21 protein-coding genes and 1 pseudogene are annotated in these 25,604 nt (G+C 46.0%); 17 read left to right on the top strand and 5 right to left on the bottom strand.

What is annotated here, in order from left to right:
- Positions 1 to 33: 33 nt before the first annotated feature.
- From MWG26_RS16270 to MWG26_RS16245, 6 genes are all read left to right on the top strand, one after another.
- The gene (locus tag MWG26_RS16270; RefSeq protein ID WP_025656649.1) at positions 34 to 759 is read left to right on the top strand and encodes a MurR/RpiR family transcriptional regulator; all 726 of its coding nucleotides are present in this window, start codon (positions 34 to 36) and stop codon (positions 757 to 759) included.
- 209 nt (positions 760 to 968) lie between these two features.
- A complete protein-coding gene (locus MWG26_RS16265) occupies positions 969 to 2,909 on the top strand; it encodes a beta-glucoside-specific PTS transporter subunit IIABC (protein ID WP_025656650.1) in 1,941 nt (646 codons plus the stop codon).
- Positions 2,902 to 4,332: a 6-phospho-beta-glucosidase gene (locus MWG26_RS16260; RefSeq protein WP_044927139.1), complete on the top strand. Its 1,431-nt coding sequence runs from the start codon at positions 2,902 to 2,904 to the stop codon at positions 4,330 to 4,332. Before MWG26_RS16265 ends, MWG26_RS16260 begins: the two co-directional genes overlap by 8 nt.
- Before the next feature lie 261 nt (positions 4,333 to 4,593).
- The gene (locus tag MWG26_RS16255) at positions 4,594 to 5,433 is read left to right on the top strand and encodes an FAD binding domain-containing protein (RefSeq protein ID WP_330641664.1); all 840 of its coding nucleotides are present in this window, start codon (positions 4,594 to 4,596) and stop codon (positions 5,431 to 5,433) included.
- Positions 5,434 to 5,901 (top strand): (2Fe-2S)-binding protein, encoded by a 468-nt coding sequence (locus MWG26_RS16250; protein ID WP_025656653.1) that lies wholly within the window; start codon positions 5,434 to 5,436, stop codon positions 5,899 to 5,901. It begins immediately after the preceding gene.
- The gene (locus MWG26_RS16245; RefSeq protein ID WP_025656654.1) at positions 5,898 to 8,168 is read left to right on the top strand and encodes a xanthine dehydrogenase family protein molybdopterin-binding subunit; all 2,271 of its coding nucleotides are present in this window, start codon (positions 5,898 to 5,900) and stop codon (positions 8,166 to 8,168) included. Before MWG26_RS16250 ends, MWG26_RS16245 begins: the two co-directional genes overlap by 4 nt.
- Before the next feature lie 476 nt (positions 8,169 to 8,644).
- Here MWG26_RS16245 and MWG26_RS16240 read toward each other — a convergent pair whose 3' ends face one another.
- On the bottom strand, positions 8,645 to 9,745 hold the full coding sequence (locus tag MWG26_RS16240; RefSeq protein WP_025656655.1) for a glycerol dehydrogenase: 1,101 nt from the start codon (positions 9,743 to 9,745) through the stop codon (positions 8,645 to 8,647).
- A 240-nt stretch (positions 9,746 to 9,985) separates the two neighbouring features.
- On the bottom strand, positions 9,986 to 10,471 hold the full coding sequence (locus tag MWG26_RS16235) for a GNAT family N-acetyltransferase (protein ID WP_025656656.1): 486 nt from the start codon (positions 10,469 to 10,471) through the stop codon (positions 9,986 to 9,988).
- Positions 10,472 to 10,717: 246 nt separating this feature from the next.
- Between MWG26_RS16235 and MWG26_RS16230 the strand changes: the two genes are divergently transcribed.
- From MWG26_RS16230 to MWG26_RS16215, 4 genes are all read left to right on the top strand, one after another.
- A complete protein-coding gene (locus MWG26_RS16230) occupies positions 10,718 to 12,115 on the top strand; it encodes a L,D-transpeptidase family protein (RefSeq protein ID WP_117440676.1) in 1,398 nt (465 codons plus the stop codon).
- 162 nt (positions 12,116 to 12,277) lie between these two features.
- The gene (gene pflB / locus MWG26_RS16225; RefSeq protein WP_025656658.1) at positions 12,278 to 14,530 is read left to right on the top strand and encodes a formate C-acetyltransferase; all 2,253 of its coding nucleotides are present in this window, start codon (positions 12,278 to 12,280) and stop codon (positions 14,528 to 14,530) included.
- A gap of 103 nt (positions 14,531 to 14,633) precedes the next feature.
- Positions 14,634 to 15,407, top strand: coding sequence for a pyruvate formate-lyase-activating protein (gene pflA / locus MWG26_RS16220; protein WP_025656659.1), 774 nt, complete (start codon positions 14,634 to 14,636; stop codon positions 15,405 to 15,407).
- A gap of 458 nt (positions 15,408 to 15,865) precedes the next feature.
- Complete coding sequence (locus tag MWG26_RS16215; protein ID WP_025656660.1) at positions 15,866 to 16,129, top strand: CD3324 family protein; 264 nt, start codon at positions 15,866 to 15,868, stop codon at positions 16,127 to 16,129.
- Between the two features lie 174 nt (positions 16,130 to 16,303).
- On the opposite strand, the pseudogene MWG26_RS23190 reads toward MWG26_RS16215, so the two are convergent.
- Positions 16,304 to 16,462, bottom strand: a pseudogene (locus tag MWG26_RS23190) (TetR/AcrR family transcriptional regulator); the annotation flags it as partial.
- A 164-nt stretch (positions 16,463 to 16,626) separates the two neighbouring features.
- Here MWG26_RS23190 and MWG26_RS16210 point away from each other — a divergent pair.
- Positions 16,627 to 17,130, top strand: coding sequence for a hypothetical protein (locus MWG26_RS16210; RefSeq protein ID WP_025656661.1), 504 nt, complete (start codon positions 16,627 to 16,629; stop codon positions 17,128 to 17,130).
- Here MWG26_RS16210 and MWG26_RS16205 read toward each other — a convergent pair.
- A complete protein-coding gene (locus MWG26_RS16205) occupies positions 17,110 to 18,096 on the bottom strand; it encodes a helix-turn-helix transcriptional regulator (protein WP_117440677.1) in 987 nt (328 codons plus the stop codon). The genes MWG26_RS16210 and MWG26_RS16205 overlap by 21 nt on opposite strands.
- Before the next feature lie 330 nt (positions 18,097 to 18,426).
- On the opposite strand from MWG26_RS16205, the gene MWG26_RS16200 reads away from it, so the two are divergent.
- Together MWG26_RS16200 and MWG26_RS16195 are read left to right on the top strand one after the other, a co-directional pair.
- A complete protein-coding gene (locus MWG26_RS16200) occupies positions 18,427 to 19,299 on the top strand; it encodes a helix-turn-helix domain-containing protein (protein WP_025656663.1) in 873 nt (290 codons plus the stop codon).
- A gap of 228 nt (positions 19,300 to 19,527) precedes the next feature.
- On the top strand, positions 19,528 to 20,154 hold the full coding sequence (locus tag MWG26_RS16195) for a CatB-related O-acetyltransferase (RefSeq protein ID WP_025656664.1): 627 nt from the start codon (positions 19,528 to 19,530) through the stop codon (positions 20,152 to 20,154).
- Positions 20,155 to 20,204: 50 nt separating this feature from the next.
- Here MWG26_RS16195 and MWG26_RS16190 read toward each other — a convergent pair whose 3' ends face one another.
- Entirely contained in the window at positions 20,205 to 20,828 is a 624-nt protein-coding gene (locus MWG26_RS16190) for a hypothetical protein (RefSeq protein WP_025656665.1), read from the bottom strand.
- Between the two features lie 299 nt (positions 20,829 to 21,127).
- Between MWG26_RS16190 and MWG26_RS16185 the strand changes: the two genes are divergently transcribed.
- The 4 genes from MWG26_RS16185 (at position 21,128) to MWG26_RS16170 (ending at position 25,483) form a co-directional block, all read left to right on the top strand.
- Positions 21,128 to 22,588 (top strand): FAD-dependent oxidoreductase, encoded by a 1,461-nt coding sequence (locus MWG26_RS16185; protein WP_025656666.1) that lies wholly within the window; start codon positions 21,128 to 21,130, stop codon positions 22,586 to 22,588.
- Positions 22,589 to 23,566, top strand: coding sequence for a hypothetical protein (locus tag MWG26_RS16180; protein ID WP_025656667.1), 978 nt, complete (start codon positions 22,589 to 22,591; stop codon positions 23,564 to 23,566).
- Positions 23,567 to 23,633: 67 nt separating this feature from the next.
- Positions 23,634 to 24,461, top strand: a complete 828-nt coding sequence (locus tag MWG26_RS16175; RefSeq protein WP_240285808.1) for a response regulator transcription factor — start codon at positions 23,634 to 23,636, stop codon at positions 24,459 to 24,461.
- A complete protein-coding gene (locus tag MWG26_RS16170; protein ID WP_117440678.1) occupies positions 24,458 to 25,483 on the top strand; it encodes a sensor histidine kinase in 1,026 nt (341 codons plus the stop codon). The genes MWG26_RS16175 and MWG26_RS16170 overlap by 4 nt, the downstream gene beginning before the upstream one ends.
- Positions 25,484 to 25,604 lie beyond the last annotated feature (121 nt).

Below are 25,604 nucleotides of genomic sequence, written 5' to 3'. Positions count from 1 at the left end.
TAATAAATTCATGATACATCAGTGAGGTGAAGCATGTTTAGTTACGAAGTTCTGCAATCGTTGAATGATTTGGAAATGCTTGTTTACAGCTACATCATGGAGCACAAGGAAGAGGTACAATATATGACGATCCGGGAACTGTCACAGGCTGTGCATGTTTCGACATCCACGGTGATACGGTTTTGTAAGAAAGCTGGATGTGATGGTTATTCGGAATTCCGTGTGCAGTTTAAAATGTTCCTTAAAGAAGAAAAAGAGAACAAAAGAAAGCTGACTTATGATGATAATATAGATGAAGTGATTAATTTTTTCCATACGGTTACATCTACGGAATATGAGGAACGTATTTCCAAGGCGGTTCAGGTGATTCAGGATGCAGGGCAGCTGGTTTTTATCGGGATCGGGACATCAGGTATATTGGGAAAATACGGTGCCCGGTATTTTTCAAATCTGGGAAAGTACAGCCAGTATATCGAAGATCCCTATTATCCTGTACGGGAGGACTTAAAGGACACCGTGGTGATTGCATTGTCCGAATCGGGGGAGACCCAGGAGATTGTGAAGCTGGCAGGCAGATTCAAGGAACATCACTGCAGGCTTGTGAGTATCACAAATGGCTCGGGGTGCACACTGGCTAAAATGGCGGATTGTCCCCTGGCATATTATGTGTCCGAGCGCAAGATTAAAGAAGAATATAATATCACTACACAGGTTCCGGTGCTGTATTTGATAGAAACAATAGGAAGGCGGCTTTCATAGCTGCCTTTTTATATTATATTGAGTGAGCAAGGCGCTCTGGCATCTTTAATAGGCGTTGGCAGGAAACACCTTGTTTTTTCTCTGAAACAAATTTCTTCCAGGCATATAAATTTCTAAAGAACGTGAAATACTATGAATTTGAAAGCAGTTATGTATAATAAGAACTACAGAGCAGCCGGTGCGAAATTGAGAAGAAAGGGGTAGCTGAAATGGCTATTGATTATGGGAAAACAGCCAGGGAACTGGTACAGGAACTTGGCGGTGACGGAAATATAACAAATGTAGCACACTGTGCGACAAGACTCCGTTTTATATTAAAAGATGAAACAATTGTGGATGCAGCAAAAGTATCTAAGATTCCGGGGGTCATAACCACGGTGCGGGCGGGCGGCCAGTTTCAGGTGGTCATCGGTAACCACGTAAAAGATGCATACGAAGAGGTACTGAAACTGGTATCTATCGATGAGAAACAGGCAAAAGATACGGGTAAAAAGGGCGGAGTTTTCAGCAGGATTATCGACATCATATCCAGTATCTTCGCACCGTTTTTATACACCCTTGCAGCTTGCGGTATCCTGCAGGGAATTCTGGGAATACTTGTGGCGCTAAATGCCATTGACACAACGGGGGGAACCTACCAGATACTGAATTTTATTTCATGGACGGCATTTACCTTCCTGCCGGTTCTGATTGCAGTTACCGCATCCAAAAAATTCGGGGTAAACACGTTCGTGGCGGTTGTAATAGCCTGTGCACTTGTAAGCCCGGACTACATGAATATGGTAAATGCGGGACAGGATGTTTACTTCCTGGGTATTAAGGTGCAGCTTTTAAGCTACACATCCTCTGTTATCCCGATCATTCTTTCTATTTGGATTGCCTCCTATGTACAGAAGTTTTTTGACAGATACCTGCCGATCGTAGTGAGAAATCTGTTTTCTCCGATGTTAACGATCGTGATTATGGTACCTCTGACACTGCTTGCATTCGGGCCTATCGGAAATACGATCGGCGGCGCGATTGGAGGGGCTTACAATTACCTCTATGGTTTGAGCCCGATTGTGGCGGGGGTAATCGTGGGCGGCCTGTGGGAAGTGCTGGTTATCTTTGGTGTACACTGGGGCATCACGCCGGTTACCGTCGGAAACTATGCAAACCTGGGATATGATACCTTTACCGGGCTTCAGGCCTCAGCCGTATTCTCCCAGGCAGGAGCCGCACTGGGTGTATTCTTGAAGACAAAAAACAAAGACATGAAAGGGGTATCACTTTCAGCAGCAGTTACTGGTCTTTTCGGTATCACAGAGCCTGCTATTTACGGCGTTAACCTTCGGCTTAAGAAACCAATGATCTGCGGATGCGTGGCGGGTGCAGTCGGCGGCGGTATCGCCGGGGCTTTCAATGCCGTATCATGGGGATACAACATGCCTGGTATCGCAACACTTCCAGCCTATTTCAAAGCGGGTCACATGTCACAGTTTACAGGCCTTCTTATTTCCATTGTTGTATCATTTGTTCTGGCCATTGTACTGACTTACATCGTTGGCTTCGATGAGGATGTTCCGGAAAATGATAATGCAATTGAAACAAATGATACAAAATCGTCTGTTTCCCCAAATAGGGAACAGAAAGATAAAGACGGCGCTCCCAAAACAACAGAAAGCAGAATCCAGGGCTTCGGGGTTGAGATGGGAAGTCCCGTAAAGGGAAAAACAATCCCGCTTTCACAGGTAAATGATGAAGCATTTGCTTCCGGTGCAATGGGGGACGGTCTTGGTATCATACCTTCGGAAGGAAAAATATATGCCCCTCTTGACGGAACCGCCGAAGCCGTGTTCCCGACCGGTCATGCGGTGGGGCTTGTTACAGAGGAGGGCAGAGAAATCCTGATCCACATCGGAATCGATACTGTTCAGCTGGAGGGCAAAGGTTTTTATGCCCATGTGGAGCAGGGGGACAGAGTGAAAAAGGGGGATCTTCTGATCGAATTCGATCCGGAGCTGATTCAAAAAGAGGGTTACGATCCAACTGTAATCTATATCTTAACAGACATGGAACAGGTGGCGAAGCTGGATGTTCGGACAAATCAGAATGTAGAGGCAATGGAAACGGTTATGTACGTGGAAGGAAAGGAGCATGCAAATGGATAGATTACCGGATGATTTTCTCTGGGGCGGCGCGGTAGCTGCCCACCAGGTAGAGGGCGGATGGAACGAAGGCGGTAAAGGAGTCAGCATTGTAGATGTTTTGACCGGAGGAGCGCACGGTGTGGACCGAAGAATCACAGACGATATCCAGCGTGACTGCTACTATCCCAACCATGAGGCAGTGGATTTTTATCATCGCTATAAAGAAGACATCAAACTGTTTGCCGAAATGGGATTCAAGTGCTTCCGCACATCCATAGCCTGGACCAGGATTTTCCCTTTGGGTGATGAAGAAACTCCGAATGAGGCAGGACTGCAATTCTATGACGACCTATTTAATGAATTGCTGAAATACAAAATAGAGCCAGTCGTGACATTATCACATTTTGAAATGCCTTACCATCTCGTAAAAAAATACGGGGGATGGAAAAATCGAAAACTCATTGATTTTTTTGTGAAGTATGCAGTTACTGTTATGGAGAGATATAAAGATAAGGTGAAATACTGGATGACTTTTAATGAGATCAATAACCAGAAGAATTATAAGTATCCTCTCTTCGGTTACACATGCTCCGGCGTGATATTCACAAAGGAGGAGAATCCCGAAGAATGCATGTACCAGGTTGTGCACCACGAACTGGTGGCCAGTGCACTTGCAGTTAAGAAAGGGCATGAAATCAACCCCGATTTCCAGATCGGATGTATGGTAGCCTGTGTACCGATTTACCCATATTCCTGTCACCCGGACGATATGATGTACTCTGTGGAGGCCATGCATGACCGTTATCTGTTCGGAGACGTCCATGTGCGCGGGGAATATCCCTCCTATATCTACAGAGAATGGGAGAGAAAAGGTTTTACGATTAAAATGGATCCGGAAGATGCAGCCATACTAAAGGAAGGCACGGTTGACTATGTAGGCTTTAGCTACTATATGACCAATGCGGTTAAAGCAGATGTGGTCAGAGAAGGAAACGGGCTGGACGGCTTTCCGGGAAGCGTCAGCAACCCCTTCGTAAAAAAGAGTGACTGGGGCTGGCAGATTGATCCCGTAGGCCTGCGGTATGCTCTGAATCTGCTTTACGAGAGATATCAGAAGCCATTATTCATAGTAGAAAATGGTTTTGGTGCTGTAGATGAGGTAAAACCGGATGGTACGATAGATGATGATTATAGAATATCCTATCTGAGAGAACATATCAATGAAATGAAGAAAGCCGTGCTCCTCGATGGCGTGGAATTAATCGGTTACACACCATGGGGATGTATAGACTGTGTATCCTTCACAACCGGGGAAATGAAAAAACGGTATGGATTTATCTATGTGGATAAGGATAATAAGGGGAACGGAACACTGGAAAGAAAAAAGAAAAAATCATTCCAGTGGTATAAAAGGGTTATTGAGAGTAATGGGGGGGAGCTGTAGAAAGGAGGGACGCTTAACCGGAGCCGGGACAGGCTGTCTTAGAAGAATTTTGCAGTACGGGTGCATTCCCGCACCTGCACATACAGCCCCATGCCAACCCCAGCCTTCTGGTTATTAAGCGTCTCCATACGTCAACGATCCTAAAGCCCGTTGAATCTAACACAGATATTTTGACAAAATCGGCGTAATATGATAATATATTTAAGTACGAGGTGTAAATGACAGTAAGCATTTGCACCTTTTTTTCGCGCAGAGCAGAGAATGGGGATTGAAAGGAGAACGGTTTTGCTTACGATTAATCATTATGTAAAAGCAAAAACACTGGAAGAGGCCTATGAGCTGAACCAGGCCAGAAATGCGCGCATCATGGGCGGCATGATGTGGATGCGTCTGGGAAATGCAAAGGTACAGACAATTATAGATATATCGGGCCTGGGGCTGGATCAGATTGAGGAGACAGACCATGTATTCCGTATTGGAGCCATGTGTACCCTGCGGCAGCTGGAGCTTCACGAGGGGTTAAGGGAAATGTACGGAGATGCGGTTGCTGAGTCCGTACGCCACATAGTAGGAGTACAGTTCCGGAATCAGGCAACCGTGGGTGGAAGCATTTATGGGAGATTCGGCTTTTCAGATGTGCTGACCTGCCTGCTGGCTCTGGATACATTCGTAGAGCTGTATGACGGGGGAACGATCCGCCTGTCCGAATTTGTAAATAAAAAGCGGGATAAGGATATCCTTGTCTCTATTATCATAAGGAAGAGCGACCGGAAGCTCCGTTATTCCTCCGTCCGCAGGACGAAAACAGATTTTCCCGTGCTCTCCTGTGCGGTAGTTACCGGACCGGTGCATGGGAAGGAAACCTGGTACTTTTCAGTGGGGGCCAGGCCTATGAAGGCGGCAGTGCTGGAGAAAGAGTGGGAAATCCCGGATGATATTACAGAAGAGAAACTGGCCGAGTGCGCGAAAGAGGCGGCTGCGGGCTTTGTTTACGGAACCAATATGCGCGGGAGCGCCGAATACCGGCATCATCTGGCAGAAGTGCTGATCCTGAGGGCCATGCGTTCCATTCTGGCAGACCGAACACAGGAGGGCAGATAGATGGAAGTAAAATTCATATTAAACGGAAAACAGGCCTGTGTGGAAGCAGCAGGCGATACCATTCTTCTGGATGTGCTGAGAGAACTTGGATGCCACAGTGTCAAATGTGGCTGCGAGACAACAAACTGCGGTCTCTGTACGGTGTGGATCGACGGAAAATCCCGCCTGTCGTGCTCCATTCTGGCGGCAAGCATTGAAGGGCAGGAAGTGACAACACTGGAAGGGGTAAAAGAAGAAGCCGAGGAGTTTGGAACATTTTTGGCAAATGAAGGCGCCGAACAGTGCGGATTCTGTTCTCCTGGGTTTATCATGAACGTGCTTGCTATGGTACGTGAACTGGAAGATCCGGGTACGGATGAAATCAAAGAATACCTGTCAGGAAATCTGTGCCGATGCACCGGTTATATGGGACAGCTGCGTGCGATAAAGAAGTATTTACAGTGGAAAAAAGAGGAGGTGCGCTCATGAGAGTTGTAAACCAGTCCGTACCAAAAGTTGATTCGCAGGCACTCGTGACCGGAAAAGGCGTCTACACAGACGATCTGGCGCCTGTGGACTGCTTAATTGTAAAGGTGCTGAGAAGCCCTCATGCACATGCACTGATCAAGGACATCAATCTGACTAGAGCAGCTGCAGTACCGGGGATTGAGTGTATACTAACTTACAAAGACTGCCCGGATAAGCGTTTTACAATGGCGGGGCAGACTTATCCGGAGCCAAGTCCTTATGACAGGCTGATTCTGGATCAACGCGTCCGGTTCGTGGGCGATGCGGTTGCCATTATAGCAGGCAAAACCAAAGAAGCAGTCAGCAAGGCTATGAAAATGATCAAGGTGAAATACGAAGTGCTGGAACCTGTATTGGATTTCAGAAAAGCAAAGGACAATCCTATCCTTGTACATCCGGAGGAGAACTGGAAGAGTCTCTGCCCCGTAGGGGCGGACAATCAGAGAAACCTGTGCGCCCATGAGGAGGACTTCCAGGGAGATATTGAGAGGGTTCTGGCAGACTGTGAATACGTAATTGACAGAACCTATCATACGAAGGCAAACCAGCAGGCAATGATGGAGACTTTCAGAACCTGCACGTATCTGGATACCTATGGGAGGCTCAATGTTCTTTCTTCAACCCAGATTCCATTTCATGTGCGGAGAATTCTGGCCACGGCCCTGGACGTGCCGAAGTCAAAAATACGTGTCATTAAGCCGAGGATCGGCGGAGGTTTCGGAGCAAAACAAACGGTGGTGACCGAGGTCTATCCGGCGCTGGTGACCTGGAAAACCGGAAAACCGGCTAAGCTTATTTATACGAGAGAAGAGTCCTTCATCGCATCCTCACCAAGGCATGAGATGGAAGTCCATGTCCGTGTCGGGGCGGATAAGAATGGAATTATCAAAGGGATTGATGTCTACACTCTCTCGAATACGGGTGCCTTTGGAGAGCATGGTCCGACTACGGTGGGGCTTTCCGGACATAAGTCTATTCCTCTGTATGGAAAGGCAGAAGCCTTTCGCTTTGTGTATGACGTGGTCTATACGAATGTCATGTCCGCAGGGGCTTACCGGGGATATGGCGCTACCCAGGGGATTTTTGCAGTAGAATCTGCTGTCAATGAACTTGCGGCTGAGCTGGGCATGGATCCGGTTAAAATCCGTGAACTTAATATGGTAAAAGAGGGACAGATAATGCCTGCTTATTATGGTGAAACGGCAAATAGCTGTGCACTGGACCGCTGCCTGAAACGGGCGAAAGAGATGATAGACTGGGATCACAAATATCCATGCCGCGATATGGGAAATGGAAAAGTCCGCGGCGTTGGAGTTGCAATGGCAATGCAGGGCTCCGGTATCTCAGCTGTAGACACTGCATCAGTGGGAATCAAGGTGAATGACGATGGCTTTTACAGCCTTATGATCGGGGCTACAGATATGGGAACCGGATGCGACACCATACTGGCCCAGATGGCAGCCGAATGCCTGGAGTGTGAGATAGAAGAAATCATCGTGCATGGGGTAGATACCGATGTATCCCCTTATGACTGCGGTTCCTATGCGTCCAGCACCACCTATGTGACAGGCATGGCTGTTGTAAAGACCTGTGAGACACTTAGGGAGAAAATCTGTATCAGAGGGGCGTCATATCTTGGATGTTCTGCGGAAGAGGTGGAATTCGATGGGGAACGGGTTCTGGATCTGAAAACAGGAAGGAGCATATCAAGGGCTGATATCGGCAATCGGGTTATGTGCAACAATGAAGAAGCACTTTATGCCAGTGAGGCATTTACCTCACCGGTATCACCGCCGCCGTTTATGGTGGGCATGGCAGAGGTAGAGATCGATAAAGAGACAGGGGAGCTGGAGCTGGTTGATTATGCTGCAGTCGTAGACTGTGGAACCGTAGTCAATCCGAATCTGGCCAGAATCCAGGCGGAGGGCGGAATAGCCCAAGGGATCGGTATGGCCCTTTACGAGGATATCGTATACAGCGAAAAGGGGAAAAATTACAGCAATTCTTTTATGCAGTATAAGATCCCAAGCCGGATGGATGTAGGAGAGATCCGGGTGGAGTTTGAGAGCAGTTACGAGCCGACAGGTCCGTTCGGTGCAAAATCCATAGGAGAGATCGTTATCAATACGCCGCCCCCGGCAATCGCAAATGCAGTTCAGAATGCAGTGGGAGTGATAGTGCGGGAAATGCCTATTACATCGGAAAAAATCTATAAGGGGATGCTGTGAGATAGTCTTGCTGGAGGGAGACGCCTGTCCTGAGAGGTTCACCTGCCGCGGTGCAGAGAAAATGGGGATGCCCCTTTCTGAAAGCAGATCACTTGTAAAGAACGGCTAAATGGAAACCCTGTTGGATTTTGAGACACCAGAGACATTCACTGCACGATCTTGATGATTGTGCAGCTCAGGTCTCTTTGAAATCGGCTTTGTGAGCCGATTTCAGTCTCAAAATCCAACAGGGTTTCCATTAAGCCGTTCTAATTACGCGTTTTATGCTTTCAAAAAGGGGCATCCCCATTTTCTCTGCACCGCGGCAGGTGAACCTCTCAGGACAGGCTGGACGCATCCGGGCGGAAGGAAAGGCTATCTTGGGTGTGGAGCCGAGCGGGAGAGGCGGATTGTGTGGGCTGCACTTACGAAAGTTTATCTCAGCTTAAGAGGCAGTTGCTTATTTTGAGATAAACTAGTTGTATCCTGGGTTTTTCTTAATCTTCTCCAAGAAAGTACCTTCCGTATGCATCGGCGGCTTTGATTGCTGCGCATACGGTTTCTGGGGTGACTTCGAACGGCATGTTATGCAGGGTGTCATTTTCTGCGCATGCTGCGGTGGCAACGGCCATGAGTTTTTCTTCGGTTACTTCTTTGATTCCCAGTTCTTTTAATGTTACGGGCAGGCCCAGTTCGATGCAGAAGTCGATGATTTCCTGGAGTTCTTCTGCGGGAATGTTTTCGAGTACCAGCTGGGTAATTGTCCCGAATGCTACTTTTTCGCCGTGGTACATCTGGTGGCAGTCTTCCAGCACTGTCAGGCCGTTGTGGATGGCATGTGCTCCTGCGAGTCCGCCGCTTTCAAAGCCGATTCCGCTCAGCAGGGTGTTGGCTTCTATTACTTTTTCTACGGCTGCAGTGCATGCTCCTGCTTCCAGCGCAAGTTTTGCTTTTACACCTTCTTCCATTAATGTATCAAAGCATAATTTTGCCAGGGCCATAGCTGCTGAGGTCACTTTTCCTCCTGCACAGGTAGCGGCGCCTTTTGTCTGTACCGCTCTTGCCTCAAAATATGTGGCAAGGGCATCCCCCATGCCGGATACGGTTAAACGTACCGGTGATTTTGAAATAATGTCCGTATCCATCAAGACCATATTCGGATTAGCCGGAAGGAATAAATATTCCTCAAATACGCCTTCATCCGTGTAGATCACAGAAAGAGCGCTGCAGGGTGCGTCCGTAGATGCGATGGTCGGGCACACCAGAACCGGCGTATGTCCATAATATGCCACTGCTTTAGCCGTATCCAGTATCTTTCCGCCCCCGATCCCAATAACAAGATCACAGTTTTCCTTCTTCAAAATCTCAGTAAGACGTTGAATTTCATTCTTGCTGCATTCACCGTTAAAATAATCATATACGATCTCAAAATCCTGACTAGCAAAGCTCCCATCAACAATATTGCCGATCCGCTTATAACCAGATTCCGTAATAAGAATCAAAGCCTTTTTCCCATACACCTTCGCATAATCACAGAGTCTTGCCATCTCATTGGCACCCTGCAGGTACTTGCCCGGACTAATCAAAATATTTGCCATTTGTAATTCCTCCTAAATCAATCAGTATGTTATTTTATTAACAATCTTATTATGCACTGATTCCCCAATAAAGTCAATCCCGTACCAAAACTTTCTCACACCCAGATTCCGTTTACGGTAATAATTCAGACAAGTCTGAACTGTTACCATTTACATTACCATCCGAGAGCGAGGACCTCCCTACCGTTTGGATGAACCAACCGGCCGTGGGACGGAGCGGCGTCCCCATACCAAGTGGCCCTACATTCGTTTCTGATACCCCATCCGCTCACTCCCATCCTCCAGATAGATGATCCCGCAGTACTGAAACCCATTTTTATCGAGCATATGCTGCATGACCACGTTATCTCTGTGTGTATCGATACGGAGATTCCTGCACTGCTCTAGTGCCCAGTTCAGGCAGAAGGATGCAGCCCCGCGGATGGTGCCGTCGGATGTGATCCTGTGTACAACCCCATAGGGGGATTCATCCAGCCACTGACCGTTATATATTTTGGTATAAGTATCGTCACGGCCCTCTTTATAATAGAATGTAGCTATGATATTGCCGTGTTCTTCGCAGACATAGCTGTTTCCATCCTCAATATCCTGAGCCAGCAGTGCTTTGGGTGGATAGGTGCTGCCCCATTGTGTGGGATTTCCGTGGCTTGTCATAAACATTCTTGCACTTTCATACATTTTCAGCAGAATTTCCAGATCTGCCAGCCTTGCTTTTCTAATTTCCATGTTTAACTACTACCTTTCAAATGTTGTTTATTCTGAAAATAATATATTGCATACTATGTAATATATGTGCGGTTTGAGCAATGGTTTTACGATGTTTAAAATGAATTACACACATATTTTATTTTAAAACGATTCACATATTTAAGCAATTAGAAAAAATACTGAAAATTTGCAGCCTTTTGCCTTGAAAATCCGTCTATTTAATGTAATGATAATACTGTATTACTATAGAGGAGGGTACATAAGATGAGCGGCAAGAAGAAGGTATTACTGGCAGGGGGGATAACAGCTGGCATTTTGATCTGTATTTACTGTGGCATATCTATTTATTTCATGAGTCATTTCTTTCATAATACCATGATTAATGGCGTAGACTTTTCCATGAAGACGGCAGATGAGGCCGAGCGGTATTTTGCAGGGCAGATCGATGGATATGCGCTGAAAGTTACTCCGAAAGAAGGCGGCAGTGAGGAGATCAGCGGATCATCGATATCCATGAAGTATAAGAAGAGTAAAGAGCTGGATAAAGCGCTGAAGGAGCAGGGGGCGTTTCTTTGGCCTTCGATGCTTTGGAAAGACCATAAGGTAAAGCTGTCTCTGGGTTTTGAATATGACCACAAACAGCTGGAGGAAAAGATTCAGGCGCTGCAATGTTTCCAGAATGAAGAGAAGAGTGATCCGGAGAGTGCAAAGCCGGAGTTTGATGGAGATAAGTTTGTTGTAAAGCCGGAGGTGCTGGGGACAAAAATCGATCAGGAGCCAATGAAGGAAAAGCTAATACAGGCAGTGCAGGGGCTGGAAGAGAAATTCAGCCTGGAGAAAGAAGACTGTTATCTGAAGCCGAAGCATACTGCGGATTCAAAAGAGGTGGCGGCTGCCTGCGATACCTTGAACAAGTACTGCGGGACAAGCATCACTTACGATATGGCGCCGCATAAAGAGGTGGTGGACAAGGCGTTGATTTCTACATGGCTGTCCTGGGATGAGAACATGAATGTTACTTTCCATGAAGACAAGGTCAGAGAATATATGAATCAATTTGCCGCAAAATATGAAACACTTTACGGGACCCGTCCGCTGACCACGCCCTGGGGAAAAGCGACAGAAGTAAGCGGCGGTACCTACGGCTGGGCGATCAATGAGGCGGCTGAGGCGGATGCACTGATCGCCAGTATTAAAGCTGGTGAGCAGACAACCAAGGAGCCGGTATACGAGCAGCGGGCGGCTAGCCATGAGCAGCAGGACTGGGGCAAAACATTTATTGAGGTGGATCTGAGTGCGCAATATATGTGGTATATTGTTGATGGGAATGTTGCCTTTGAGACGGCCGTGGTAACCGGCAAGCCTTATGAACACTCCACACCGGCAGGGGTATATGATATTCTTATGATGATTCCAGGCACTACCCTTGTGGGAAATATTGTGCCGGAGACAGGAGAGCCGGAATACCGGACATGGGTGGACTACTGGATGCAGGTGACTTATGGCGGCGTTGGATTCCATGATGCCACATGGCAGCCCGCATTCGGGGGAGACCTGTACTGGAGTATTGGTTCCCACGGATGTATTAATATGCCGTTGGACGGCGCAGCGACATTATACAGCATGATATCAAACGGGACTCCTGTTGTCATGCACTACTGATGCACATAAGCGTAGCAGAAAACACTATATATTGTATAAAATTAGATACAAGGCCAATAATGAAAACTATTATCACTTATCCTCTTGTCTTTTATTTAACGAAATGATATACTGGGCGGGAACTAAAAGATAACCTGTTATATCAAAGGAGGATTTTATAATATGACTCATTATGATCAGTGGGAAGGATTTAAGGGAAGGCTATGGAGAGATGACATCAATGTCCGGGATTTTATTCAAAACAATTATACTCCTTATGAGGGCGATGAGAGCTTTCTGGAAGGACCTACAGAAGCTACAAATAAACTCTGGGGCAGGCTGCAGGAGCTGCAGCGGGAAGAACGGGCGAAGGGCGGCGTCCTGGATATGGAGACAGAGGTTGTTTCCGGCCTGACGGCTTATGGGCCGGGATACATTGATGAAGAGATGAAGGAACTGGAGACGGTAGTCGGTCTCCAGACAGATAAGCCGCTTAAGAGAGCATTTATGCCTTTTGGCGGTATCAAGATGGCGGAGCAGGCATGTACGACTTACGGGTATCAGCCGAGTGAGAAGCTGCATGAGATTTTCACCAAATACCACAAAACACATAACCAGGGGATTTTTGATATCTATACCCCGGAGATGAAAAAGGCGCGCCATAATAAGATCATCACAGGACTTCCGGATACATATGGCAGAGGGCGTATAGTGGGCGATTACCGCCGTGTAGCTCTTTACGGAATTGACCACCTGATTGAACAAAAAATGGTGGACTTTAACGAAACCGAAAGACACGGAATGAAGGGAACCGATTTTCGTCTGAGAGAAGAAGTTGCGGATCAGTTAAAGGCGCTCAAAGACATGAAGGAGATGGCGGCTGTCTATGGGTTTGATATATCCAAGCCGGCAAAGGATGCGAAGGAAGCAGTGCAATGGCTGTACTTCGGCTATCTTGCGGCAATCAAGACGCAGAACGGTGCCGCGATGAGCGTTGGAAGAATCTCTACTTTCCTGGACATCTATATCCAAAGGGATATGGAAAAGGGAATTCTGACAGAGGCACAGGCACAAGAACTGATCGACCATATGGTGATGAAGTTCAGGATGGTCAAGTTTGCCAGGGTTCCTTCCTATAACGAACTGTTCTCCGGTGACCCGGTATGGGCAACGCTGGAAGTGGCAGGGCTGGGGCAGGACGGCAGATCTATGGTGACCAGGAATGATTATCGTTTTCTGCACACCCTGGAGAACATGGGACCGTCGCCGGAGCCGAATCTGACGGTGTTGTATTCTTCCCGCCTTCCGGAGGCGTTTAAGAACTATGTATCTTACATTTCTATCGAGACAAGCTCCATCCAGTATGAGAACGATGATGTGATGCGACCGGTATGGGGAGATGATTATTCCATATGCTGCTGTGTATCTGCAACCCAGACGGGAAAAGAAATCCAGTTCTTCGGCGCCCGTGCGAATCTTGCCAAATGCCTGCTGTATGCAATCAACGGTGGTGTGGATGTAAAGACCAGAGAACAGGTAGCTCCTGCATATAAGCCGGTTACTACAGAATATCTGGAGTATGAGGATGTCATGGATAAGTATGACAAGATGATGGACTGGCTGTCAAAACTATACGTGGACACCCTGAATATGATCCATTACATGCACGATAAGTATTATTATGAGGCGGCGGAGATGGCGCTGATTGATACAGATGTAAGAAGAACATTTGCAACAGGAATTGCAGGATTCTCACATGTAGTAGATTCTTTAAGTGCAATAAAATATGCCAAGGTCAAAGTCATCCGTGACGAGACGGGAATGGCTGTGGATTACGAGACAGAGGGTGATTTCCCAAGATACGGAAATGACGACGACCGGGCGGACGATATTGCAATCTGGCTGCTTAAGACCTTCATGGGCAAGCTGAAAAAATGCCATACATACAGAAACTCAGAGCCGACAACCTCTATCCTCACAATCACATCCAATGTGGTTTACGGAAAAGCGACGGGCTCCATGCCTGACGGAAGAAAGGCGGGGGAACCGCTTGCACCGGGCGCAAATCCTTCCTATGGCGCGGAGAAAAACGGTCTGCTGGCATCTCTGAACTCCGTTGCAAAGCTTCCTTATGAAGAGGCGCTGGACGGAATCTCTAATACTCAGACGATCAATCCTGGTGCACTGGGGAATGACGAGGCGGAGCGTATTGAGAATCTTACCCGGGTGCTGGACGGATATTTTGAACAGGGGGCGCACCACCTGAACGTCAATGTGTTTGGCAGAGAAAAGCTGATCGATGCGATGGAACATCCGGAAAAAGAGGAATATGCAAACTTCACAATCCGCGTGTCCGGATATGCAGTTAAGTTTATCGACCTGACACGTGAGCAGCAGATGGACGTAATCTCCAGAACATGCCACGCGGATATGTAAACAGGCAGCACCTTTTTGACGGCAGACCGTTTTACGGGCCGGTTTGTTTACGGATTAATTCAGTTATAAATCATGTAGAAAGTTTTATTTTGAGGTGAATACGATGACAGAGCAGAACAATCTGAAAGGATATATCCATTCTCTTGAAAGCTTTGGTTCCGTAGACGGACCCGGCGTCAGATATATTATTTTTATGAGCGGCTGCGCCATGCGCTGCCAGTTCTGCCACAATCCGGATACGTGGAACATGCAGTCGGGGACACAGTATACCGCTGACGAACTGCTTGGGCAGGCTTTAAAATACCGCTCCTACTGGGCGAGTAAGGGCGGTATTACCGTAAGCGGTGGAGAGCCGCTTCTCCAGATCGAGTTTCTGACAGAACTGTTTCAGAAGGCAAAAGCAGCCGGGATCCATACGACTCTGGATACAAGTGGCAATCCATTTACCAGAGAAGAACCTTTCTTCGGCAGATTCCAGGAACTGATGAAGTATACGGATCTGGTATTGCTGGATATCAAACACATGGATGAACAGCAGCATGAGATTCTGACCGGATGCACGAACCGGAATATTCTGGATCTTGCGGCCTGTCTTTCGGAGATGGGGAAACCGGTCTGGATCAGGCATGTGCTTGTACCGGGGAAAAGTGATAATGATGAGTATCTTCGTAGGCTGGATGCATTTATCGGGACACTGGAGAATGTGGAGAAGGTGGAGGTGCTTCCCTACCATACGCTGGGGGTATTTAAATGGAAAGAACTGGGGCTTACATATCCTCTGGAGGGGGTGGAAGTGCCCTCGAAGGAGCGCATAGAGAATGCGGAGAGGCTTTTGCATGTGCATGGGCGAGGCCCGGTGGAAAGTGTTTCTGAATGAGGAATTGAAAAATTGTTATCCGGTATTTATTCATTATAAAAACAATGTGTCACATTACATTAAAAATTAAATAAAAGAATGTCAGTAACGCCAAAATAAACATTCCAAAAGCCATAAGGTCTTTAAAATCGAAATGTTCCATAGATATCACCTCCATTCCTATGTAGAATAGAGGCCAATACACCCTGAAAACACGGTTACTCCATAGATTGAAGTTCTGATTGGATTGGCTAAGAGAGTTAAGGGGGATTGAACAACAAATACAGTCATGGTATACTGACAGCATAGTGTTATCTTTAGGTGGTGATGATTGTGTGTAAGAATAAGAATAGGAAAAATGATGCAGGACTCTGTGCAAAGCCAGAATCAGGAGCGACATTTGCATGGAGTAGTTTCGCGTCGCTAAGTTAATACAGCTGGCTTTGCTGCTTGACTTCATGATCAAGGAGGGAGCCTGTATGAAATATAAGAATGCAAATACAATTCTCCCGGATGCTTTAGTCGAGGAACTGCAGAAGTATGTGCAGGCAGGATATATTTATATTCCTGCAAAAGACGATCAGCATAAGAAGTGGGGAGAGTTGTCCGGGTATCGGAAAGAGCTTGCAAAACGCAATGCGGTTATTGTTGAGCAATATCGCGGCGGCATGTCTATAGAAGAACTTGCCGCGTGTTTTTCGCTCTCGGTATATGCTATAAGAAAGATAATCTATCAGAAATGATTGAAACCGCAGCCTGCAGCTCACAATAGAACGAAATTGTGAACCACAGGTGCGGTTTTTTGTTGGTTTAACAGTATAGGATTCTATGATACTGTCCTGTGTTTCAGCATGATTCAGTACAATAATATCAGCAAATTCCTTCATCAGCAAATTCGTTGAGTATTCTATCACTTCATCCTTAGATTTAAAGTATCTGTAAAAGGTTCTCCTTCCTAACGCTGCTTTATCGACAATCCTGGATATTGTGATATCATGGTAGTCTTTTTTGTCTAACAACTCATATAAAGCTTCTATAATCCGTTTTTTCGTTTGGTTATTTTCTTTAAAGTACATATGTTTCTTCTCCTGTTCCACCCATGGCACATATTTAAAAATATGTATCACTTCTACCGGATATCTTGTCCGGATCATCTGACCGTATTATACTAGATTACAGACCAATGCACAAGTGTGTCATGTTGCTTTATCTATGTGAAACATACAAAAGGAGGATTGCTATGTTATTAACAATTGAATGTATTTTCGCATGTGGGGTCTTTTCATTTATGATACTTCCCCCACTTTACAAAAACCCTGTCAACCAAATTATGTCCTATCCAAAAGAAATCAGAATGCGGGTAGAAAGTCTGCCGCAATATAAGGGGGTTATAGATAAAATAGAAAAAAGACATTTATCAATAAAAATAATTTTTATATTTTTGATTGCCATTGTACTTGCGGTACTTGCGTATTTTTCCGGTGCAAAAACATTCACATCTGCATATATACATGTGTTCATACTATTTTTTGTTGTAAATATTTACGATTTGCTGGTTTTAGATATTGGACTTTTCTGCCACAGCAAAAAAACAAGAATACCCGGAACAGAAGATATGGATAAAGAATATAGAAATCCGCGGCACCATATTATAGGTGCCGGGATAGGAATTATTATAGGTGCTGTTGTTGCACTGTTATCAGGTGGTATAATACATGTTGTTTCAATATACCTTCTTGTTTGAGATACTCCGCACCGGTCTGATATACTTCCAGAACCGCTCCGGATTAAAGTAAAAGTAAATGATTCTGCCAGGGGTAGTGTCATAGCAGTAACCAGTGCCTGTGAAATCAAAAGATGCCATTGCCTTTTCGACCTTTTCCTCTATACTGCGGTTTTCCTGCTCATAATTAAAGGGACCGTGCTCAAAAACAAGATACTCGGCTTCAGGAACATCAACCAGAAGCATTTGCGGCGGGACTACTCCTTTGTAATCGACGGGAAGACGCGCGCCGTAACATTCTGTACGCGGGATTCCCCAATCGCAGAGCCTGCCGTCCGGGTCATTCATATATGCCATAAGCTGGCCGCTGCCGCTGTTGGTTTCGCTCCCTCCGTCGTCATCCAATTTTCCCTTGATACTATCGAGCAAGCCGCAGATTGTTTCGCAGTCTTGGCCTGGGATATGGCTTTGCTTTTCCCAAAAATCCCAATACCCGTTACTTTCATAATTCTTAATGTGCAAAAACTTGTGTGCCGGGATGGTTACAAAATAAATTTTAATGTCATCTGTAGTTTTTATCATACCTATCTCTCCATATCCAAAAAAGTAACGGTCGAAAGGGTTTATTTTTGTACGGAGAACGACAGGCCTTGGATTCTTCCTGTACTCACTTGGAGTTACGCCATATGTTTTTTTGAAAGCCCTGGTAAAGGCCTCATGTGATGAAAAGCCATAATCAAAAGCAATTTCCAAAAAGCTTTTTTCACTGTCACGCACCTCTTTTAATGCAAAGGCTAATTTTCTATGCCGCAGATAATCCCGAAACTGCATGCCCGCTGTTTCTTTAAACTTTCTGGTTGTATAAAACTCGGAATAGCCCAGCCTGCGGGAAAGGCAGCTTAGAGTCAAAGCGTCATCATTATAATTTTTAATACAGTTGTCAATTTCATCAACGATGATTTGAATTTGTTTCTGCCATTCGTACATTATTGTTCACCTCATCTCAATCGCCCTATACTTATTATAAAGAAATAAAGGAATTACTGCTTGATTTAACTTGCTGTTATTTCTGTTCTTTTCATAGTTTAATTTTTGTTATCTGATCTGCAATCTTCACGCCGCTGCCTTTCTGTTTAGAAGCTATTCGTGCTATGGTAATTATTATAAGCGTATAATTCCTTCATATCAAGAAGCTAATGTCAGGCAGGAAGCGGTGAAAGGGCTGTACCGTTTAACTCATCTTAAAATGGGGGATGACAGCAAGAAATGTGAAAATAGATGATCTAAAAAGCAGTATAATATGTTCAGGAGGTCAGAATGAAAACAAATAACATTGATACAATTCAAGAAGTGGTAGATTACATTGAGGAGCACCTGGAAGAAGCGTTGAACCTGGATAGTATTTCCGGGAAGATGCATTATTCGAAATACCATTTGAGCAGAATGTTTGTAAGTATTGTAGGCTTTACACTGCATCATTATATCCAGAGAAGGCGTTTAACCGAAGCGGCAAGATCACTGATCTTTACTGACAAACCGATCATGGAAATTGCTTTGTGTGCCGGATATGAGACACAGCAGTCCTTTACGGCCGGCTTCAAAGCTCTGTTCAAATGCAGCCCGCAGGCGTTTCGTAAGAAGCGGGAATTTTATCCGTACCAGTTAAAGTTTACGGCTGACGGACAGGCAAGGCTGAGGGGAGACAAGATGATGGATATCAGAACCGTAGAATGCGGCAGAATAGTGTTAGTGGGTTTCAAGAAAAATGTTCGTTTTGGTTTTTTTAATATTGGAAAATGCTGGCGTAAGTTACATGCGAAAAAGCAATTGATTTCACACAGGAATGATATGGATTTTCTGATTGGGCTTAATGACTATACAAAATGGGATTTAGAAAATGAAAAACAGCCGGCGTTTGATTATCTGGCTGCAGCAGAAGTTGACCATATTGAGAATATCCCTGCAGGTATGGAGGTAAAAGAGCTGCCGGCATGCAAGTATATTGTCTTCAGTTTCAGGGCTAAATGCGAAGACAGCCTGCAGCCGGTTGCTGATTACGTCTATAAAGAATGGTTTCCCCAATCGACCAGCCAGCTGAATGACCATGCACGGTATGATTTTGCAAAATACGGAGAAAAAGCAGATAAGGACGGAAAAAGCCCGATCGAATACTGGGTGCCGGTATTATAAAGGGGTCAGACCCTTTTGCCCACCATTTTCAGAATATTCTTAAATTAACAAATTGTCTTCGGGTAGGAAAGCCAATGTATACTAAACACTGCTGTAGTATCTGGTATATTGAGAATGCTGGTTCGGAAAGTTAATATAATAATAAGCAGTCGTCGTTAACAGAGGATATGATAAAACGGCGTCTGCAGATCAGAATTAGCGATGTACTAGAGGACAGGAGGAATTCAAATGGCAGCACCAGAAAAAATATACCCGCGGACAGGAGATAACCAGACGATCTATCTGAAAAATGCAATTACCAATCCGAATATTAAGGTTGGCGATTATACGATGTATCATGATTTTGTTAAAGATCCCCGGGAGTTTGAAAAAAATAACGTTTTGTATCACTATCCGGTCAATAGAGACCGACTGAACATCGGAAAGTTTTGTTCCATTGCTTGTGGAGCAAAGTTTCTTTTTAATAGCGCAAACCATTCAATGGAATCACTCTCAACCTATCCGTTTCCACTGTTCTTTGAGGAATGGGGACTTGACAGAAATGATGTGGCAGATGCCTGGGACAATAAAGGCGATATCATAATCGGTAATGATGTCTGGATTGGATATGAGGCTGTTATACTGTCCGGGGTAACAATAGGGGATGGCGCCATAATCGGCGCCAGGGCCGTTGTAACAAGAGACGTCCCGCCATATACGATTGTCGGCGGAGTGCCCGCAAAAGCGATTAAAAAGAGATTTTCTGAAGCCACAATCGCCTCTTTGCTCAGAATACAGTGGTGGAACTGGTCAAAAGAGAAGATCGCAGAAAATATCGCTGCAATTAAAGCAGGCCGCATTGAGCAACTGAAGTAGCTACAGAGCCAGACTGGAATTTCAAGGTACGTTTAGAGCGTGTCTGCGCTTTAGGCTTTTTTTTCACTGTGATCTTCCCTATCTTGCGTATCGTATTCTCCGGCTGCCATGATAACACGTTTGATTTTCAAGCAGGTCAGGTCTCGGGCACGGGAAAAGGTGGCCTCCAGGGCAGGCGTCCCCGTGCCAGTATTCGCAAACAGCACGGCACAACTGTCTTCCTGGATCAGAAGGCTCTGCCTGTGTTCAATAGAATCAGCGGGATAAGGATCAGATCCAAACAGCATAAGGTTCTGATTAATACTGCAGAGGTCGTTCACAAAATGAATGCGTGAAAGCATTCCATATTGGTACTCGGTTTTGCAGTACCCATTTAATTTATGGAATATATCCAGAAAATATTTTTGCGATGTAGCTTTGGGAAGATAGAACTGTGCATGAGGGCTTGCAAACAGAAAATACTGAATTTCTCTGACCGGCTCAATGCAGCCGGCAGGAAGAATGATAATATCAATATCATTAAGAATCGTATCCGCCTGAGATATGTCTCTGCGGAAAGATCCTGAGCCTGAGGAAACAAACAGCAGCTTTTTCCCGCAGGCATCAATATACCAGGTAGGATTGCATAAAAAGCGTCCGGACGATGGTGTCTTAGTAAAAGTTGAGATTTTCATGATTTACTCCTCATACAATGGCAGGCATATGTAAGTGAGCCTGGTGTTAACCTGATTTCAAGTAAAGTTATTACTGATTGGATAGAGCAAAAAAATAATTTCTTTTATAATTTACCACATTACCGCAATAAAGACAAGCTAAACTTATTGACGGGTATATGATAGGGAGATGTTGGGGAGGATGCCCATTTCGCCCGCAATTCACTTCGCGGCCTCCCCCACCAATTCTTTCCCAGTTTTTGTATAATTCCCGCATCTAAGACGCATCCTATTCAGAAGAATGTATTGAGGTGAATAGTATGGTTGAAAAGTCAATTTGGAGTATTTCTGCATCGTCTGCCAAGCGTTCCCCGCTGCAGGGCGATATTGAGACGGATACGGTGATTATAGGCGGAGGGATGGCCGGGGTTCTGACGGCTCATTTTTTGGAGCAGGCGGGTATGAAGTGCGTGGTTCTGGAGGCAGACAGAATCGGGAGCGGGCAGACAAAGAATACCACGGCGAAGGTGACTTCCCAGCACGGGATGATCTACGACAGACTGCTGCAGAACGAGGGGACTGAAAAGGCAGGGCTGTATGCCGCTGCGAATCAGGAAGCGGTTGAACGGTACCGGATTCTGGCGGAAAAGTATCAGGGGGACATTGGATGGAACCAGTGTCCTGCTTATTTGTATACCATGCAGGATACGGGCGCGCTGCGGCGGGAACATGAGGCGGCAAAACGGATCGGGCTGGGGATGCAGCTGACAGAGAAGACGGAACTTCCGTTTCAGGTGAAACTGGCCCTGAAACTAGAGGGGCAGGGCCAGTTTCATCCATTGCGGTTTTTGTATATGCTGGCGGAGGAACTGACCATATTTGAGCATACAAAAGTAACTCATGTAGAGGATCATACGGTCTTGACAGCGCATGGAACCGTACATGCGCAGCGGGTCGTGTTTGCCTGCCACTATCCTTTTCTGAACAGCCCGGGATATTATTTTATGCGTATGCATCAGGAACGAAGTTATGTGCTGGCGGTGAAAAAGGCCGCTTCATTGGAGGGAATGTATTACGGTATAGATGAGGACGGATTATCCTTCAGAAGCGCAGGAGAAAACCTGCTGATTGGGGGCGGGGGGCACCGCACCGGCAAAAATACAGCCGGGAAATCCTATGAATATCTAAGCAGCAGGGCGGAGGCATTATGGCCGGGATGTAAAGAAACAGCGCGCTGGTCTGCACAGGACTGCATGACACTGGATGGGATTCCCTATATTGGAAAGTACAGTAAGAGCCAGCCGGACTGGTATGTGGCCACAGGCTTTGGCAAATGGGGGATGACCAGCTCCATGGTATCTGCCATGATCCTGTCTGACCTGATCTGCGGGCGGCAAAACCAATACGCGGATGTATTCACCCCCAGACGCTTTCACCTGCAGTCTTCCGTGGGTACCTTAATCAAAGAAGGCGGCTATGCTGTTTCCGGCCTTATGAAACAGCTGGCTGCAATACCAAAGGAGAAGCTTCAGGATCTGCGTCCTGGGCATGGCGGGATCGTAGAGCATGACGGAAATAAATACGGAGTGTACAGAGAAGAAACGGGAAAACTCTTTGCAATTTCAACAAGGTGTCCCCATCTGGGCTGCCAGCTCGCATGGAATCCCGATGAAAAAAGCTGGGACTGCCCTTGCCATGGATCACGGTTTGATTATCGGGGGAAACGGCTGGACGGTCCGGCACAGAATGATTTGGAATGCCATATCAGAAAGGGGAACTAGATGAAGGTAAAGTATTTTCATGGGATAGGGAAAAAAGGGCCCTATTTTGAGGGATGGTATCTGAAGCATCAGAATAAAGGGAAAACCATTGCATTTATTCCGGCTGTACACGCAGATAAAGAAGGAAACTGGACGGCTTCCATTCAGGTGGCCATGGATCATGGCGCATGGAACTTTACGTATCCGATCGAAATGTGCCAGATTCACGACGATAAATTTCAGGTGCGAATCGGAGAAAATTTATTTACTGAAAAAGGGGCCTTAATCAGTATACACACGGAAGAGCTCACTGTGGAGGGAAAAATAGCCTACTCGGGTTTCCATAAGATCAGGGGAGATATCATGGGGCCGTTCCGGTTTTGCCCATTTATGCAGTGCAGCCACGGAGTGTTAAGTATGGCGCATAATCTGAAAGGTTCCCTGAGGGTCAACGGGAAACGGATGGACTTTACCGGGGGAAGAGGTTATATAGAAACGGACAGGGGAAAATCTTTTCCTGAAACATATCTCTGGACCCAGTGCGGATTCGGGAAAATACAGGAAACAAAAAAGAAGAAATGCCTTAGAAACGGGAAGCGCCAGTATGCACTCGAAAAGAAGACAAAGGAATGTTTTCAGAAAGAAATGAACAGTATTATGGCTTCTGTTGCGGATATTCCTTTCCTGGGAATGCACTTTAGAGGATGTATTGCTGCGGTTCATTACCAGGGCAGGGAATACCGAATGGGAACTTATTATGGGGCGCGGCTTACAGAATACCGTGAGGGGGCAGTGACTCTGAGGCAGGGAAAGCTCCTGTTGAAAATTAGGAAACTCGGGGAAAAATCTCATGGACTCAGGGCTCCTTATGAGGGGAGTATGGACCGGATTATAAAAGAGAGTCCGGCCTGTAGTATGGAATATCAATTGTGGAAAGGGAAAAAGCAGATCTTTCATCTCATCTCTGAGCAGGCTTCTTATGAACAGGAGTTTTCATAAAATTAGAAGTGGTATATTTCTAACATTTTTGTTATAGAGGACTGATGAGGAGAAAAAGTATGATACAATGTACGCAGAGCGTACATTGTATCATTGCGCATTCGGCAGTTTCTGCGGAACCGCAGAAAGCTGCTGCGTATCCGCCGGAGGCATCGTGACCGCCTGCGGTTATGATAAAATAATACCCGCAGACTTATGCTGTCTGATAATGTATTCGGGAGTGGTGAAAATGAAAATTCTGATTGTTGAAGATGATATGACGCTGGCAAAGGAACTGGTGCTGTTGTGTGAACGGTGGGGATTTGACGCTGTTTACGCGAAACAGTTCGATGATATTACGAATGAATACATCAGCAGACAGCCAGATCTGATTCTGATGGATATTAACCTTCCAAGCTTCGACGGGTTCTACTGGTGTGAAAAGATACGCCAGATTTCTAATGTACCGCTTCTGTATCTTTCAAGCAGAGACCAGAATGCGGATAAGGTGATGGCCATGGCAGCCGGCGGAGACGATTATGTGGAAAAGCCATTCGACCCGGAGCTGCTCCTGCTGAAGATCCGGGCTATGCTGCGCCGGGCTTATGAGTACACTACAAATGAGAGAACCTATCTGAACGGCGGGATGTATTATGAGAGCGGGCAGTTTGTATGCAACGGAATGACTGTGGATCTGACAAAGTCGGAGAGTAAGATCATGGCGGCGCTGCTCTCCAAAAAAGGGAGTGTGGTCAGCAGGGAGAAGCTGATGCAGCAGCTGTGGAATACGGACGAGTTTGTGACGGATGCTTCGCTGAGTGTTCTAGTTTCTCGGCTCCGTGCAAAGCTGAATGAAGTTACGGGGGGAAGCGAAATTATTGTAACGAAAAAAGGTATGGGGTATTATATAGAATGAAAAATTATTTCAAAGAGAAGAGACGGGGCATTCTGGCAGGGGCGGCAGTCCTGGCCGCCATCAATCTGTATTTTGGGGTGCTGTGCGCCCACAGCGTAAATTTCGGGGATTTGCTGTATCTGGATGGGATCCTTCTGGCCGCAGGGCTTTTTTACTTTGCACTCGATTACAGAAAATGGAAGCAGATATCCCGCATTCTGGACGATGAAATACATAAGAACAGGGAAGAAGCCAGCCGTCTGCTCGGCGGCAGGGTTACAGAAGTGCTGTGCAGGATGGAAAAAGAAAATGCGGAAGATATCAGCGCACTGCAGGAGGAGCGTGAGGGACTGACCGACTACATTACAAGGTGGGCACACGAAGTTAAGCTGCCGCTCTCCGCGTTGGGACTGATGAATGAGAGGAACCCCGACAGTGAACTGCAGGAGGAGATGCAGGGATGTCTGGAGCGGATGCAGCAGCTTTTAAACACAATGATGATGAGCAGCAAACTGAAAAATATGGAAAATGATGTACGCTATGAGAGGGTTTATCTGGAAGAAGCGGTTAATGAGGCTCTGAAGAATCAGTCTTATTTCCTGATCCGGGAGCATTTTCAGATTGAAAAGAAAATCGAGGGCGCTGTGGTTTACAGTGACCGGAGGTGGCTTGTCTATATGCTGGATCAGCTCATCGGAAATGCGGTAAAATACAGAACAAAACAGCCGGCGCTCAACTTTGAGGCAAGATGTATTTCAGCTGACGAAGTAGTGCTTACAGTGAAGGACAACGGGATCGGAATTGCAGAAGGTGAGATTCCTTACATTTTCGACAGAGGTTATATTGGAAGCAATCTGAGAAACGGTGATTATCGCTCTACAGGTATGGGGCTTTACTTCGTGAAAGAGACAGCCGGACATCTCGGGATCCGGCTGCAGGTATATTCCAGACCGGGGGAGGGCACCCGGTTTACGCTTCGTTTTTCAAATAATACAGCATTTTTTAATTTGAACATAGATGCAGAGAGAGAGGCAGAAGAATGAACGCAGCTTTGGCAGATGGTATTGCAATAATCCGGCAATCTTGCAGAAATGTTAGATACAGGAGGGGACTGTTATCCGGATGAAAGGATTTTCAACCCTCTTTTTGTTACAATTTTAGTGA

The sequence above is a fragment of the Faecalicatena contorta genome (assembly GCF_022835095.1).
In the GTDB taxonomy this organism is placed as follows: Bacteria; Bacillota; Clostridia; order Lachnospirales; family Lachnospiraceae; genus Faecalicatena; species Faecalicatena contorta.
The sequence above is the reverse complement of the archived record's forward strand: the minus strand, read 5'-3'. Positions and strand labels throughout refer to the sequence as shown.

Excerpts from the sequence above, each read along its gene's own strand:
- MWG26_RS16270 (WP_025656649.1), top strand. The coding sequence starts at position 34 with ATGTTTAGTTACGAAGTTCTGCAATCGTTGAATGATTTGGAAATGCTT.
- MWG26_RS16265 (WP_025656650.1), top strand. The coding sequence starts at position 969 with ATGGCTATTGATTATGGGAAAACAGCCAGGGAACTGGTACAGGAACTT.
- MWG26_RS16260 (WP_044927139.1), top strand. The coding sequence starts at position 2,902 with ATGGATAGATTACCGGATGATTTTCTCTGGGGCGGCGCGGTAGCTGCC.
- MWG26_RS16255 (WP_330641664.1), top strand. The coding sequence starts at position 4,594 with ATGGGGATTGAAAGGAGAACGGTTTTGCTTACGATTAATCATTATGTA.
- MWG26_RS16250 (WP_025656653.1), top strand. The coding sequence starts at position 5,434 with ATGGAAGTAAAATTCATATTAAACGGAAAACAGGCCTGTGTGGAAGCA.
- MWG26_RS16245 (WP_025656654.1), top strand. The coding sequence starts at position 5,898 with ATGAGAGTTGTAAACCAGTCCGTACCAAAAGTTGATTCGCAGGCACTC.
- MWG26_RS16240 (WP_025656655.1), bottom strand. The coding sequence starts at position 9,745 with ATGGCAAATATTTTGATTAGTCCGGGCAAGTACCTGCAGGGTGCCAAT.
- MWG26_RS16235 (WP_025656656.1), bottom strand. The coding sequence starts at position 10,471 with ATGGAAATTAGAAAAGCAAGGCTGGCAGATCTGGAAATTCTGCTGAAA.
- MWG26_RS16230 (WP_117440676.1), top strand. The coding sequence starts at position 10,718 with ATGAGCGGCAAGAAGAAGGTATTACTGGCAGGGGGGATAACAGCTGGC.
- pflB (WP_025656658.1), top strand. The coding sequence starts at position 12,278 with ATGACTCATTATGATCAGTGGGAAGGATTTAAGGGAAGGCTATGGAGA.
- pflA (WP_025656659.1), top strand. The coding sequence starts at position 14,634 with ATGACAGAGCAGAACAATCTGAAAGGATATATCCATTCTCTTGAAAGC.
- MWG26_RS16215 (WP_025656660.1), top strand. The coding sequence starts at position 15,866 with ATGAAATATAAGAATGCAAATACAATTCTCCCGGATGCTTTAGTCGAG.
- MWG26_RS16210 (WP_025656661.1), top strand. The coding sequence starts at position 16,627 with ATGTTATTAACAATTGAATGTATTTTCGCATGTGGGGTCTTTTCATTT.
- MWG26_RS16205 (WP_117440677.1), bottom strand. The coding sequence starts at position 18,096 with ATGTACGAATGGCAGAAACAAATTCAAATCATCGTTGATGAAATTGAC.
- MWG26_RS16200 (WP_025656663.1), top strand. The coding sequence starts at position 18,427 with ATGAAAACAAATAACATTGATACAATTCAAGAAGTGGTAGATTACATT.
- MWG26_RS16195 (WP_025656664.1), top strand. The coding sequence starts at position 19,528 with ATGGCAGCACCAGAAAAAATATACCCGCGGACAGGAGATAACCAGACG.
- MWG26_RS16190 (WP_025656665.1), bottom strand. The coding sequence starts at position 20,828 with ATGAAAATCTCAACTTTTACTAAGACACCATCGTCCGGACGCTTTTTA.
- MWG26_RS16185 (WP_025656666.1), top strand. The coding sequence starts at position 21,128 with ATGGTTGAAAAGTCAATTTGGAGTATTTCTGCATCGTCTGCCAAGCGT.
- MWG26_RS16180 (WP_025656667.1), top strand. The coding sequence starts at position 22,589 with ATGAAGGTAAAGTATTTTCATGGGATAGGGAAAAAAGGGCCCTATTTT.
- MWG26_RS16175 (WP_240285808.1), top strand. The coding sequence starts at position 23,634 with ATGTACGCAGAGCGTACATTGTATCATTGCGCATTCGGCAGTTTCTGC.
- MWG26_RS16170 (WP_117440678.1), top strand. The coding sequence starts at position 24,458 with ATGAAAAATTATTTCAAAGAGAAGAGACGGGGCATTCTGGCAGGGGCG.